14 protein-coding genes are annotated in these 13,663 nt (G+C 39.4%); 7 read left to right on the forward strand and 7 right to left on the reverse strand.

The genetic code is table 11. The annotated features are described in order from the left end of the window. Window positions 1–87 precede the first annotated feature (87 nt). From F928_RS08080 to F928_RS08090, 3 genes are all read right to left on the reverse strand, one after another. Window positions 88–594 carry a hypothetical protein gene (locus F928_RS08080; RefSeq protein ID WP_002119687.1) on the reverse strand — a complete coding sequence of 169 codons (507 nt, stop codon included), beginning with the start codon at window positions 592–594 and terminating at the stop codon, window positions 88–90. A 236-nt stretch (window positions 595–830) separates the two neighbouring features. After that, window positions 831–1,250 (reverse strand): glycine zipper domain-containing protein, encoded by a 420-nt coding sequence (locus F928_RS08085; RefSeq protein ID WP_005073603.1) that lies wholly within the window; start codon window positions 1,248–1,250, stop codon window positions 831–833. Between the two features lie 192 nt (window positions 1,251–1,442). Next, a complete protein-coding gene (locus tag F928_RS08090) occupies window positions 1,443–2,345 on the reverse strand; it encodes a LysR family transcriptional regulator (RefSeq protein ID WP_005073606.1) in 903 nt (300 codons plus the stop codon). A gap of 119 nt (window positions 2,346–2,464) precedes the next feature. On the opposite strand from F928_RS08090, the gene F928_RS08095 reads away from it, so the two are divergent. From F928_RS08095 to prmC, 3 genes are all read left to right on the forward strand, one after another. Further along, window positions 2,465–3,304 (forward strand): type 1 glutamine amidotransferase domain-containing protein, encoded by an 840-nt coding sequence (locus F928_RS08095; RefSeq protein ID WP_005073608.1) that lies wholly within the window; start codon window positions 2,465–2,467, stop codon window positions 3,302–3,304. A gap of 291 nt (window positions 3,305–3,595) precedes the next feature. Continuing rightward, window positions 3,596–4,684, forward strand: coding sequence for a peptide chain release factor 1 (gene prfA, locus F928_RS08100; RefSeq protein ID WP_005073609.1), 1,089 nt, complete (start codon window positions 3,596–3,598; stop codon window positions 4,682–4,684). Then, window positions 4,684–5,499, forward strand: a complete 816-nt coding sequence (gene prmC, locus F928_RS08105; protein ID WP_005073610.1) for a peptide chain release factor N(5)-glutamine methyltransferase — start codon at window positions 4,684–4,686, stop codon at window positions 5,497–5,499. The genes prfA and prmC overlap by 1 nt, the downstream gene beginning before the upstream one ends. A gap of 2 nt (window positions 5,500–5,501) precedes the next feature. Here prmC and F928_RS08110 read toward each other — a convergent pair whose 3' ends face one another. The 3 genes from F928_RS08110 to F928_RS08120 form a co-directional block, all read right to left on the reverse strand. Beyond that, window positions 5,502–6,341, reverse strand: coding sequence for an ABC transporter permease (locus tag F928_RS08110; RefSeq protein ID WP_002119681.1), 840 nt, complete (start codon window positions 6,339–6,341; stop codon window positions 5,502–5,504). A 3-nt stretch (window positions 6,342–6,344) separates the two neighbouring features. After that, window positions 6,345–7,319 carry an aliphatic sulfonate ABC transporter substrate-binding protein gene (locus F928_RS08115; protein ID WP_002119732.1) on the reverse strand — a complete coding sequence of 325 codons (975 nt, stop codon included), beginning with the start codon at window positions 7,317–7,319 and terminating at the stop codon, window positions 6,345–6,347. Between the two features lie 242 nt (window positions 7,320–7,561). Next, window positions 7,562–8,590 carry an AraC family transcriptional regulator gene (locus tag F928_RS08120; RefSeq protein WP_002119595.1) on the reverse strand — a complete coding sequence of 343 codons (1,029 nt, stop codon included), beginning with the start codon at window positions 8,588–8,590 and terminating at the stop codon, window positions 7,562–7,564. Between the two features lie 169 nt (window positions 8,591–8,759). Here F928_RS08120 and F928_RS08125 point away from each other — a divergent pair, with 169 nt between their 5' ends. Both F928_RS08125 and acads read left to right on the forward strand, forming a co-directional pair. Further along, a complete protein-coding gene (locus F928_RS08125) occupies window positions 8,760–9,530 on the forward strand; it encodes a 3-hydroxyacyl-CoA dehydrogenase (RefSeq protein ID WP_002119591.1) in 771 nt (256 codons plus the stop codon). A 19-nt stretch (window positions 9,531–9,549) separates the two neighbouring features. Next, window positions 9,550–10,686 (forward strand): acyl-CoA dehydrogenase family protein, encoded by a 1,137-nt coding sequence (gene acads / locus F928_RS08130; protein WP_005073611.1) that lies wholly within the window; start codon window positions 9,550–9,552, stop codon window positions 10,684–10,686. Between the two features lie 89 nt (window positions 10,687–10,775). Here the strand turns inward: acads and F928_RS08135 are convergent, their stop codons facing one another. Further along, window positions 10,776–11,354 carry a flavin reductase family protein gene (locus tag F928_RS08135; RefSeq protein WP_005073612.1) on the reverse strand — a complete coding sequence of 193 codons (579 nt, stop codon included), beginning with the start codon at window positions 11,352–11,354 and terminating at the stop codon, window positions 10,776–10,778. Between the two features lie 169 nt (window positions 11,355–11,523). On the opposite strand from F928_RS08135, the gene moeB reads away from it, so the two are divergent. Then, a complete protein-coding gene (gene moeB, locus F928_RS08140; RefSeq protein WP_002119624.1) occupies window positions 11,524–12,300 on the forward strand; it encodes a HesA/MoeB/ThiF family protein in 777 nt (258 codons plus the stop codon). Window positions 12,301–12,358: 58 nt separating this feature from the next. Beyond that, a complete protein-coding gene (locus F928_RS08145) occupies window positions 12,359–13,657 on the forward strand; it encodes an ABC1 kinase family protein (protein ID WP_002119658.1) in 1,299 nt (432 codons plus the stop codon). Window positions 13,658–13,663 lie beyond the last annotated feature (6 nt).

A 13,663-nucleotide genomic window follows, 5' to 3' on the forward strand; every position in this document is an offset into this window, starting at 1 on the left:
GTGTGATGTATATCGTTTTTTTTCGATATTAATTTTTAGCTATAAATAAAAAAGCACCCGAAGGTGCTCTTTTGATTTATCTGTGAATTAGCGGTTTTTATACCAACCACGGTGTAAGCCATTGTCATGGCGACGGCTACCACCTTTATAATAACGACGGTCACCATCGTAATATCTGCGGTCATCACGATCGTAACGATCACGGTCATAACGGTCATCGTAGTTACGATCTTCAGCAACTTTACGACCTAATGCAGAACCACCAGCTGCACCTACTGCTGCACCGATGTATCCACCGTTGGTGCCGCCCATATTTTTGCCGACTGTATAACCAGCACCACCACCTAAAGCACCACCAATTGCAGCTTCTGTACGATTACGACGATCACTTGCTGCAGCTGCACCACCAGCACCACCTAAAGCAGCACCGATTGTTGCACCTGAGGTACCACCAATACTTTTACCAATTGCAGTACCCACTACACTACCTAAAGCAGAGGTTGCAGCAACACGTGTACCATTGTCAGCATGTGCAACTGTTACCATAGAAGATGTTGCAATTAATGCACTAGCCAACCAAATATTCATTTTCATCGTAGAACTCCATGTCCTTTTTACTGGAAGGACAGTTATCTTTATCTTGGGGTAAATGTAATAAAAAATTTCGTGATAATTATGGAGAACCCCAAGGGTGATACAAGTGTTTTGTGTCTGTTTGTAGTGTTTGTATTAATTTGTGGATAAACCATGAGCATACGACAAATTAGCTTTTAATCACTCATAATAAAAAAGCACCCGAAGGTGCTTAAATATCTGTTCGTCAAATTTGATTAGTGATGACGACGGTGTTTTTTCTTCCAGTGTTTAGAAGATTTTTCTGTATAACGGTCTTTAGAGATTTTATTACCTAAAGCAGAACCACCCGCAGCACCTAAAGCAGCGCCGACATAACCACCGTTTGTACCACCCATGCTTTTACCAACGGTATAACCAGCACCACCACCTAAAGCACCGCCAATCGCAGATTCAGTACGGTGACGACGGTCACTTGCAACAGCTGCACCACCAGCACCGCCTAAAGCAGCACCAATTGTTGCGCCTGATGTACCGCCCATGCTTTTACCAATTGCAGTACCTGCTACGCTACCTAAAGCAGAAGCGGCTGCTACATGTGTTGTATTGTCAGCATGTGCCACAGTAACCATTGAAGTTGCTAGAACAGCGCTACATAACCAAGCATTTAATTTCATTTTTGACTCCGTGTCCCTAGTTGCAGGACCCTATATCTTTTGTTACGGCAAATGTAACAAAACACTTCTCCCCAAATATGGAGAACCATCTTTTGATTATTGCAGTTTAGTGTCTGGTTTGTATGTTTTCTATTAAAATAGAATATTTAATACTCATATAGATAAATTAAGCTTTATTTAGTTTTGACGGGGTTAGTCACGATCAGAACATAGAAAATTTATTAAAGCTCTTGTCGCAGACGACATATGTTTATGTTGTGCGTACAGTAAAGAAAAGGGCCGTGTGTGACCTGCATAACCCTCAAGTAGGGGCTGCAATTTTCCTTGCCGGATCTTTTCATTAACAATAAAGCTATAACTCTGACATATTCCTAATCCACTTTCAGCAAGAGAAACTACTCCCAAAATATCTTCTTTTACTAAAATCCGATTTGATGGTATCCATTGAATTTCATTATCACCATTTTTAAAAAACCATGGAGTGACCTTACCTGTGCTCGGTAATTCAAAGGCAATACATTGGTGATGGTTTAAGTCTTCCAAAGTTTGAGGAACACCCATATGTTTTAAATAATCGGGTGAAGCAACAAGTTGAAGAGGGGCAAGCTCCAAAGGTCTGGCAATGAGAGTGCTACTAGGAAGCTGACCTTGACGAATAGCTAAATCAAATCCTTCCGCAATTAAATCGACGTTTCGATTTGAAATACTGACTTCAATTTGAATATCTGGATATTGCAAAAGAAATTTTTGTAGTAATTCTGGAAGGCGATAGTGTCCATAGGTAGTGGGTACGCTTAATTTAATTTTGCCGGAAATTTGCAGTTGCTTACCTTGAATAGCACGCTCTGCATGGTCAATTAACTGAAATGCATGTTGCATCTTTTCATAATAAAGTTGACCAGCTTCAGTCAGGCTCAAATGACGAGTTGTTCTTCTAAAAAACTGAATGCCAAGTTTTTTCTCTAGCCGCGTAATTGTTCTACTAATGACTGAAGGAGTTGTTGCTAAATAAATTGCAGCTGCACTAATAGAAAGCTTCTCAGCCACAATTAAAAACACTTCAATATCGGCAAGATGGTCAAATTGACGTGACATTTAGTCTTCAAACGCAAAAAAGATTTGCAAAGGTGGTTGTTTATCTACCTGATTGGTAAAAATAGAATATATCCATCCAAAATATAAATCCAGCAAATGGTTGGAATGAAGGTCGAATGATGAAATCTCTAAATAAAATAATGCTTGCAGTAGTTGCCGTTTCAGCAGCATTCAGTGCAAATGCTGCTCATGTGTTGATTGTATTGTCTGATGAGGCGCATTTAGAGCTAAAAAAAGGTCATATTTTTAAAACAGGCTTTTACTTAAATGAGTTGATGCAACCTACAAAAATGCTTTTAGATGCAGGTCATACAGTAACTTTCGCTACACCAAAAGGGAAAGCTCCAACCTTAGATGAATCATCAAATAATGCGATGTATTTTAACCAAGATGAAAAAGCATTAAAGCAATATGCAGATTTATTGCATGATCTAAAATTAACATCTGCTCAAGATTCTCCAGTTGTAAGCCTATCTCGTATTGAACAAATTGGTGTGGGTCAGTTTGATGCTATTTATATTCCAGGTGGGCATGCACCTATGCAAGATCTATTAAAAGATAAACAACTTGGAAAAGTACTTACAGCTTTCCATAAAGCTGGTAAACCTACTGCGTTGGTCTGTCATGGTCCTATTGCATTGATGTCTACTTTACCTAATGCCTCGGAAGTAGTTGGTCAACTCGAACAAGGTAAAACAGTGAAAACTGGCGAATGGATTTATAAAAATTATCGAATGACGGTGATTAGTAATCAGGAAGAAGAGCAGGCTAAAGCTTTATTAAAAGGTGGAGAAATGAAATTTTATCCACAAACGGCTTTACAGTCACTTGGCGCTAAGTATCAAAGTAATACCACTGCGTGGACTCCAAACGTAGTGGTGGACCGTGAACTTATTACAGGACAAAATCCAGCGTCAGCTGTTTTGGTGGGCAAAGCCTTATTAGAAAAATTAAAATAAGTAGGCGGGGCAAAAGAGGTTTTTAAACAAAGCCTCTATTGTCATATAGAGGAAAAAGATGACTTATTATTTCTTACAGAACAGCCAAATTATAGGCAAGTAAATAAAACTTATTCGAAATCATTATATTTATACGCCTCTACTTATTGGGAAAGTTGATGAATTGGCTGATTATATATGTCATTTAAGCAGCATAATCTGTAAACTATGCGCTATTTTTACGATTTTGCTTATCTTCTATACTTACATAGCCTTCGATAAGCTTTTTGGACTTTTGAGATATTTCCTCTTATGAAAGCGTCACTCCGTTTACGACTTGATCAACTCTGTGATCGACATGAAGAACTTACTGCATTGCTTGCAGATGCTGAAGTGATCTCCGATAACAAACGTTTCCGTAAATTGTCTCGTGAACATAGTGATTTATCTGAAATTACCGAAGTTTGGGGCAAATACCGTCAAGCAGAAGAAGATATTGAAACTGCTGAAATGATGAAGTCTGAACCAGACTTTAAAGATATGGCAGAAGAAGAAATTCAAGCCAATAAAACATTGCTTGAAGAATTAGAAAGCCAGCTCAACATTTTGATGATTCCAAAAGATCCAAATGACTCTAATGCGGCTTATTTAGAAATCCGTGCTGGAACAGGTGGTGATGAAGCTGCGATTTTCTCTGGTGATTTGTTCCGTATGTACAGCAAATATGCCGAGACACAAGGCTGGCGTATTGAAGTCCTTTCTGAAAATGAAGGCGAGCATGGTGGCTTTAAAGAAGTTATTTGCCGTGTAGATGGTGATGGCGTTTACGGTCGCTTAAAGTTTGAAAGTGGTGCTCACCGTGTGCAACGTGTTCCAGCCACTGAATCACAAGGTCGTGTGCATACATCAGCGTGTACAGTTGCGATCTTGCCTGAAATTGATGTTGATACCAACGTTGAAATTAATCCGGCAGATTTACGTATCGATACTTACCGTGCATCAGGTGCGGGTGGTCAGCACATTAACAAAACCGATTCAGCGGTGCGTATCACTCACATTCCAACCGGGACAGTCGTTGAGTGTCAAGAAGAGCGTTCACAGCATAAAAACAAAGCTAAGGCGATGGCATTGTTAGTATCGCGTTTAGAAAATGCTAAACGTGCAGCAGCCGACGCAGCAACTTCTGAGATGCGCCGTGATTTGGTTGGTTCTGGTGATCGTTCTGAACGTATCCGTACCTATAACTACCCACAAGGTCGTATGACGGACCATCGTATTAACCTAACTTTATATAAGTTAGACGCGATTATGGAAGGTGATTTAACTGAATTGCTCGATAGCTTACATCGTGAATATCAGGCAGATCAGCTTGCGATGCTTGCACAGGAAAATGGCGGCTAATGAATATTGCTCAAGCGCTTGCAATTCGTGGTGAGCCTGACAGTTATGAACGGCAAGAAAATGCTTGGTTACTTGAGCATTTTCTAAAAATCAATTCGCTTGAATTAAAGTTTAGACTTGAGCAAGAGTTAACTGCCAAACAAGAGCAAGATTACTTGGCTGGTCTAGAACGTATCCAAAATGGTGAGCCTTTAGCTTATGTGACGGGTTCACAGCCATTTTGGACGCTCGATTTAAAAGTAACGTCTGATACTTTAGTGCCACGTCCAGATACTGAAGTTTTAGTTGAAACCGTTTTAAATCTAAATTTGCCAAATACTGCAAATATTGTTGATTTGGGAACGGGAACAGGTGCAATTGCGCTTGCATTAGCAAGTGAACGTCCAGATTGGCAAGTCACGGCAACTGATATTTATGCGCCTACTTTAGAAGTCGCAAAAGTAAATGCACAAGCACATGATTTGCAACGTGTGAAATTTGCCTGCGGCGCTTGGTTTGACGCACTTGAACCACAAAAGTTTGATTTAATTGTTTCTAATCCGCCGTACATTGACCCTGAAGATGAACACATGCAAGCTTTGGCTACAGAACCACGCCGTGCATTGGTTGCAGATCATCAGGGACTGGCTGATATTGAAATTATTATTGCTCAAGGGAAAAACTGGTTAAAACCGCAAGGCTGGATTGCACTAGAGCATGGTTATGATCAGGGACAAGCAGTTCGAGATATTTTCACAGAGCATGGTTTTAGTGAGATTAAAACCATTCAAGACTATGGCCAAAATGATCGAGTCACTTTGGCATGCTGGATTTAAAATTACTTTTGTAGTGTATCTCGCCAACGTAATAACCAGTTTTCGATAAGTTTCATTAAGGTATCGGTTACTTTACCCAATAGCGCCAATAAAATAATTGCAATGATAACAATATCAGGTCGAGACGTTTCTCGGCCATCACTGAGTAAATAGCCAATCCCTTGAGTGGCTGCAATCAGTTCAGCTGCAATCATAAACATCCAAGACAAACTTAAGCTGTTGCGTAAACCCGTTAAAATGCCTGGAGAGGCTGCCGGTAAAATAATAGATATAATCCGCTGAAAAGCATTAAGCCGATAAACTTTTCCAACTTCAATGAGCTTTTTATCTACATTATGAATTGCTGCAACTGTATTGGTATAGGTTGGAAAGAATGCTCCGATTGCAATCAATGTAATTTTAGAACCTTCATCAATTCCTAACCAAAGCAATAACAGGGGAATCCAAGCAAGACTTGGAATTGATTTAATTGCTGAAAAAGTTGGTTCTAAATAAGCTTCTGCTTCTTTACTTAATCCAACCCAAATCGCAAAAATTAAACCTAAACCGCTTCCTATAATAAAGCCCAACAGAACACGCCATGTACTAATATAAATATGAGCAAACAGGTCGCTATGAGCTAAATCTAAAAAAGATTGCCATAAACTAGAAGGTGCAGGCAGTAGATAAGCATCGATATAGCCATTTCTGACTAAAAACTCGCAAGCCGTTAAAAAGATAAGTGGAATGAGTAGCGCTTTAAACCACAGTGTAAATTTATGGTTTAGATGCTTTTTCTCAGATTTTAAAGCCTGCTGAGCTAAGAAGTGATTTAGCTCAGCTTTGTTAAGTGAATCACTCATATACTATTTCACGACTTTTTGAGCAAAACGTGGGTCTAGCAACTGATCAACCACTTGATTGACGTTAGTACCTTTTCTAACCAAATCTTCTTCAGTCAAAATTTTCCCAGAACGTTTTAGCGCTTGTGCTTGAGTTGCTGATGGAATGCTTTGATCGAAGTTGGTTCGGCTCAGTTGTAGTTTAGCCACAGGTAGAGGAAGTTTTGATTCTTGAGCTAAAAGTGCTGCCACTTTATCTGGATTGGCTTTTGCCCATTTTCGGGCTTGTTCATAGGCTTTAATAACGGCCTCTACCGCTTCAGGGCTTTGCTTTGCAAAATCTTCTTTAACGCTCAGTACACTATAGCTATTAAATCCAACATTACGATAAAGCAATTTGGCACCCGATTGAATTTGAGCAGAAGCCATTAATGGATCAAGTCCAGCCCAAGCATCTACTTGGCCACGCTCTAATGCAGTTTTGCCGTCTGGGTGTTGTAGATGAACCAGTTGTACATCACGTTTACTCAAACCGACAGTATCTAGTGCTTGTAGTGTAAATAAGAAAGGATCGGTTCCTTTGGTAGCTGCAATTTTTTTACCTTTTAAATCTTTTAGGCTTTTAATTGGTGAATTTTTTGCGATAACAAGCGCGGTCCATTCCGGTTGGCTTTGTACATAAACAGTTTTAATTGGACTACCATTCGCTCGACTTAATACAGCAGCTAATCCAGCGGTAGAAGCAAAATCGATGCTGTTACTGTTGAGATATTCTAATGAGCGGTTACTACCTTGACTAAAAACCCATTTAATTTGGGTATTTGGCAGTGCTTTTTCGAGAAGTTTTTGATCTTTAACGACTAAACTAGTTGGTGCATAGTAAGCATAATCAAGCTTAAGCGTAGTCGGAATTGCTGCAAAAGCAGATGAAGTAAATACAAACCCCAATGTTGATGCCAACAAAGTCTTTGGTAGAGAAAATTTTGATTTTAAAGACATGATAAAAATAAAACCGAAATGAAATAAGAGATCATCCTTTCACGTGTTTAGAGGCTTATGAACTTAGTTATTTTGATTTATAAATCAGTTTGAAAGATAAAAGTTTGAATAAAACTATAAAACACTGTTTTTATGAATATTATTAAGTTTTAAATAAAGCGTTTATCTGAAATATTGAATTTAAAATACATAAATATCATAAGCTTAAGCTCTAATGCCTTAAGCTTTATTCGATGTATATGTTATTGCTTGTGTGCAGTTAAATTATCTCGATACGCACCTGGGCTGACACCTGTCCATTTTTTAAAAGCACGGTGAAATGCACTTGGGTCATGGAAGCTTAAATCTTCACTAATATCTTGAATTGAGTCATTCGTTTTGCTTAAGCGTTGAACAGCAATATCACAGCGGATTTCATTTTTAATTTGTTGATAGCTTACACCTTCATGTTTCAGTCTACGTTGAACGGTGGCTTCTGAAATATTGAGTTGGTGAGCTACATCTTTAAGTTCGGGCCATTGTGCAGGGTGGAGTTTCAATAAATGGCGACGAATAAGTACACTTAAGGCATTTTCATTTTTAAAGCGAACTAAAAGATTTTGCGGAGTTTGCTCTAAAAAATCATAAAGCGCTTTTTTATCTTTTTTAATTTTAATATCTAAATAGTGGGCATCGAACTCAACTCGATTTACTTCAGCATTAAATTGAATATCTTCACCAAAACGAACTAAATAGTCCTGAATATCTTGAGGTTTAGGACAACGTACCATAATAGTATTTAAACCAATTCGCTGGTCTATCAACCAGCACATAAGTCCGTGTACTAATATTAAAAAGGTTGCGTAGGTAAACATACGTTTAGGTTGTCCATGATCATGAATCACTAAATAAGCTTTGTCTTGTTCTCGAATGAGTTCTCCGTGCATATCATCTAAAACAAAGTTAAAAAACTTCAAAATATCGTAGAGTGCTTTTTCTAAAGTTTCAGCTGTACTGACGAGTTTAGTCAGTAATTTATAGCTTCCACGACGCATGGGGTGGCTATCCATCCCAAAAAATTCATCGTTCATGGCATTGGCAAGCTCTATCCACAATTGGGCATACGTCGTAACAGGCACACGTGCCTTTGGAGACATAAGCAATTCAGCGGGGATGCCTGCTTTATTTAGAATTATTTGTGTATTTAGGCCTTTGGCATAAGCCGCACTCAGTGCTTCATGTACTAGTGCAATCGAAATTGTGCCTTTACTTAAAGAAGATTGGACAACCATGTCAAAGACTCATATTTTCTTCATATATTTCAAGTGAAATACTGCATATTTAAAATTTGGATTGATCAAAAGCTGCAAACATTTTGAGGCTTTTTGAAATTGTATCGGAAAACAACAACTTTTACTCTCACTACTAAGTTTAAAGAACATTTCTATAGGACATTACATAATGAAAATTCAAGGGAAACATTTCGTAATTACAGGTGGTGGCTCTGGTTTGGGTGCTGCAACAGCTGAGTATTTAGTCCAGCAAGGTGCTTCAGTTACCTTGGTAGACATGAATATAGAAGCAGGCGAGCAACAAGCGAAACAGTTGGGGCCAAAAGCTGACTTTGTAAAACTTGATGTAACCGATGAAGCGGCTGCTGAACAGTTCTTTAAAGATGTGTTAGTAAAACATGGTCGTTTACATGGTTTGGTTAACTGTGCCGGTATTGGCCCTTCTGCAAAAGTAGTTGGTCGTGAAGGCGTACATGATTTGGCATTATTTTCAAAGACTTTAAATATTAATGTTACAGGTACATTTAACATGCTGCGTTTTGCAGCAGATGCAATGAGTAAAAACACGGTTGAAGAAGGTGAAGAAGACCGTGGTGTAATTGTTAACACTGCGTCTGTGGCAGCATTTGATGGTCAAATTGGTCAGGCTGCGTATTCTGCATCAAAAGGCGCTATCGTGGCGATGACTTTGCCGATTGCTCGTGAGCTTGCGCGACATGCCATTCGTATTATGACCATTGCACCGGGAATTATGGAAACCCCAATGCTTAAGGGGATGCCACAAAATGTACAAGATGCTTTAGGGCAAATGGTGCCGTACCCATCTCGTTTAGGAAAACCAGAAGAATTTGCCCGTTTGGTGGCACATATTGCTGAAAACTCTTACTTAAATGGTGAAGTCATCCGTCTAGATGGTGCAATTCGTATGGCAGCAAAATAATAAAAATAAGGATGCTGAAATGATCTTAAATGCTGAACAAAGTATGGTTCAGGAGATGATGCGTAACTATGCGCAAAATCAGTTAAAACCAACAGCCGCACATCGCGATAAAACTCATGAATTTCCAGCTCAGGAACTCAAAGATTTAGGTGCACTAGGCGCTATGGGGATGACTGTGCCCGATGAATGGGGCGGTGCCGGAATGGACTATGTATCTTTGGTACTCGCAATTGAGGAAATTGCCGCAGGCGATGGTGCTATTTCGACTATCGTCAGTGTACAAAATTCTTTGATTTGCGGTATTACACTGGCATACGGTTCAGAGCAGCAAAAACAAACATATTTACCAAAATTTGCATCTGGCGAATGGCTAGGATGCTTTTGTTTAACTGAACCACATGTCGGTTCAGATGCAAGCGCGATTTTATGTAAAGCTGAACGCGATGGCGACCATTGGGTGCTCAATGGCGTCAAACAATTTATCACTAGTGGTAAAAATGCCCAAGTGGCTTTGGTGTTTGCGGTCACAGATAAACAAGCTGGTAAAAAAGGGATTTCGTGTTTTCTTGTACCTACCAATACACAAGGTTACTTGGTCACTCGTATTGAAGATAAAATGGGCCAACATGCTTCAGATACAGCCACTATTAATTTTGAGGACTGCCGAATTCCTTTAGAAAATTTAGTGGGGCAAGAGGGTGAAGGTTATAAAATTGCATTATCTAATTTGGCAGCTGGACGTATTGGTATTGCAGCTCAATCGGTAGGTATGGCAAGAGCGGCTTTTGATGCAGCGGTGCAATATGCAAATGAGCGTAAAGCCTTTGGAGTCGAATTAGTTCAGCATCAGGCGGTTGGTTTCCGTTTAGCCGATATGGCGACCCAGATCGAAGCTGCGCATCAGTTGGTTTTGCATGCTGCAACTTTAAAAGATGCTGGGCTGCCTTGTTTAAAAGAGGCCTCAATGGCAAAGCTATTTGCGTCTACTATGGCTGAGCGAGTATGTTCGGATGCAATCCAGATTCATGGTGGTTATGGCTACGTGAGTGATTTCCCTGTAGAGAGAATTTATCGTGATGTTCGTGTAAGCCAGATTTATGAAGGTGCTTCTGATATTCAACGCTTGGTGATTGCTCGTGAAGTGGCTCAAGTTTAAGTATTAGATTTTAAAAAATGTCGTTGACTGCAAAAAACCGCAATTGTTATGCGGTTTTTTGCAATTAAATGAATCTCGCTTTTTAATGATTAAATTTGAGCTTTGACTTCCTCACCAATCAAATAAAAAGTTCCACCTGCAATATAGTGCAGGCTGCGAAGTTCTTTCGGCGCATCTTGAAAGTGCCAGTGCCCATCTCTAAAAACGCGGCTATCTGCCCATGCACCTACAACAGAACCAATAAATAAATCATGAGCTGATTGATTATGCGGTTCAGGAATAAGTTTACATACAAGCCATGCGACGCAATCTGCTACAAGTGGGCTCGTAAGACCTTCTTGATAGAATAGCTCAACACCGCAATGCTCAAGTTTTTCTGGATCATCCAATTTACTAATGGTTCCAAGTTGATGAGTCAGATCGAGCTGTGCATAGCAAGGAACTTGTAAGGTGAAATAACCACTTTGCTCAACGAGCTGGCGTGTTTTAGTACTTTTGTCGAGAACAACGGACACTTTGGCTGGCTTGAATTCTAAGGCACATGCCCATGCGGCAGCCATTACATTGCGGTCGTCACCATGTTGCGCGGAAACAAGGACAGTCGGACCATGATTTAACAAACGATAAGCTTTTTCTAACTCTACAGGTGCAATATATGATTGAGACATATTTAGCCTAAGTAATACAGAAAATAGATAGTCTTATTGTTGCAGAAAGTGTGAGAGAAGTAATGTGATAGGGTATTAACCGAATAAAAAACTTGTTTCCATTTTATAGCTTTCATAATGATTAACTTAGTCATAAAATCACTTGGCTTCTAAGTGAAAGGATTAACGCGTGACCGAGCTTCAAGATATCGATTTTGTAGAGTTAAGTGATGAAGAAATGCATCTCTATAGCCGTCAGATTTTACTTGATGGATGGGATATTGAAGCTCAGGAAAAACTCAAACTTGCTAATGTGCTGATTGTTGGTGCTGGTGGAATAGGATGTAGCAGTGCGGAGTTACTAGCGCGAGCAGGGGTTGGGAAAATTACACTGATTGATGCAGATACGATCGAGATAAGTAATTTACAACGACAAATCGCATTTGGTCATGAAGATATTGGTCGTTACAAAGCAGAAATTTTGGCTAAACGTTTACAGAAAATTAACCCTTATATCTGTGTTGAATACTATAACGAACGTTTAGACGAACATAACATTGATAGACTTGTTGAACACCAAGATGTGGTTTTAGATGGCTGTGATAATTTTACAACTCGCTATTTGGTAAACGCAGCTTGTAAGAAACATCAAGTCGCATTAATTAGCGCTTCAGCAATTGGTTTTCAGGCGCAAATGTTTATGGTTGAAGGTGATTCAGCTTGTTATGAATGTCTTTTTCCGAAAGAACAGCATAGCAATGAAGGGCTGCGCTGTGCAGAGTCAGGGGTACTTGCAACTACTCCTGTAATGATCGCGTCATTACAAGCACATCACACTTTGCTGTATTTAGGTCTAAATCGTGTACCTTTAAAGCAGAAACTATTATTGTGGGATGGTTTAAATATGACACAACGTATTGTTAGTTTTGATAAAGATGTAAATTGCCCACTTTGTCAGGCAAGCTAATCAGTAAATTAAACAAAATTTGCTACACTCAACCTGAATGATTTGGTTTTGAAGAAATATGAAAAAAAATATTTTGTTTGATGGGCTGCGTTCAGTCGCCCGCATTGGTGAAACAGCAGTGGTTGCGGCCAAAGCTGGAATTAAATACGCAACTGAAAAACCAAGTAATGCCAAACTCATGCGAGAGACTTTTGAGTCACTTGGCTCAACTTATATTAAGCTTGGTCAGTTTATTGCGAGTACGCCATCGCTTTTCCCACGTGAATATGTAGAAGAATTTCAAGGTTGTTTAGACCAGACACCAACACTCCCATTTAGTTATATTCAAGGTGTGCTTGCGTCTGAATTTGAAGGGCGTGATTTAAGCCAAATTTTTAGCTATATCGATGAAAAGCCATTAGCTTCTGCGTCAATTGCTCAGGTTCATGCAGCTAAGCTGACCACAGGTGAAGATGTCGTTATCAAAGTACAAAAGCCTGGTGTTGAAACCATTTTATATACAGACTTAAGTGTAGTACATTGGGCTGCCAAGCTGCTCGAACGTGCTGTACCAAAGATCAAATTCGCAGCTCTTTCTGAAATTGTAGATGAAATTAAAAGCCGTATGGTCCGTGAAGTCGATTTCATTGAAGAAGCACAAAACCTAGATGATTTTGTGGAATATCTTAATATTTCACAAAATAAAGCAGCGACAGCGCCTAAAGTTTATCATCAGTTTTCTACACGCCGTGTTTTGACCATGCAACGCCTATACGGTGTGTCTTTGACTGACTTTAGTGTCGTAAAACAATATGCTAAAGATCCATCGCAAGTACTGATTACTGCCATGAATACATGGTTTGGTAGTCTCATGCTATGTAAGAGTTTCCATGCTGACTTACATGCTGGGAACCTAATGTTGCTTGAAGATGGGCGTATTGGTTTTATTGATTTTGGTATCGTCGGCCAGTTAAAACCTGAAGTTTGGACTGCATGTATTGCATTTATGGATGCCTTACAAAAAACTGATTATCAGGCAATGGCTGAAAATATGCTGAAAATGGGTATGACCCATAACAAAATTGACGTTCAGGTGTTGGCTCAAGATCTAGAGCGTTTGTTTAATGGCGTATTAATGGCCGATCCGCAACAGATATTGTCTTCAAATCCAGCCGATTTAAATGACATTATGATGGATATGGTCGGTGTAGGTGAGCGTCATGGGATTAAATTCCCACGTGATTTTGCTTTATTATTTAAGCAAATGCTTTATTTCGATCGTTTTATGCGCGTACTCGCACCATATACTGATATTTATGCAGACCAGCGTTTGAAAATGGTTCAAAATATGGAACCTGCTTCGTTGTTAAAGCACTAAGGTCAG

Origin of the sequence: Acinetobacter pittii ATCC 19004 = CIP 70.29 (assembly GCF_000369045.1) — a bacterium.
In the GTDB taxonomy this organism is placed as follows: Bacteria; Pseudomonadota; Gammaproteobacteria; order Pseudomonadales; family Moraxellaceae; genus Acinetobacter; species Acinetobacter pittii.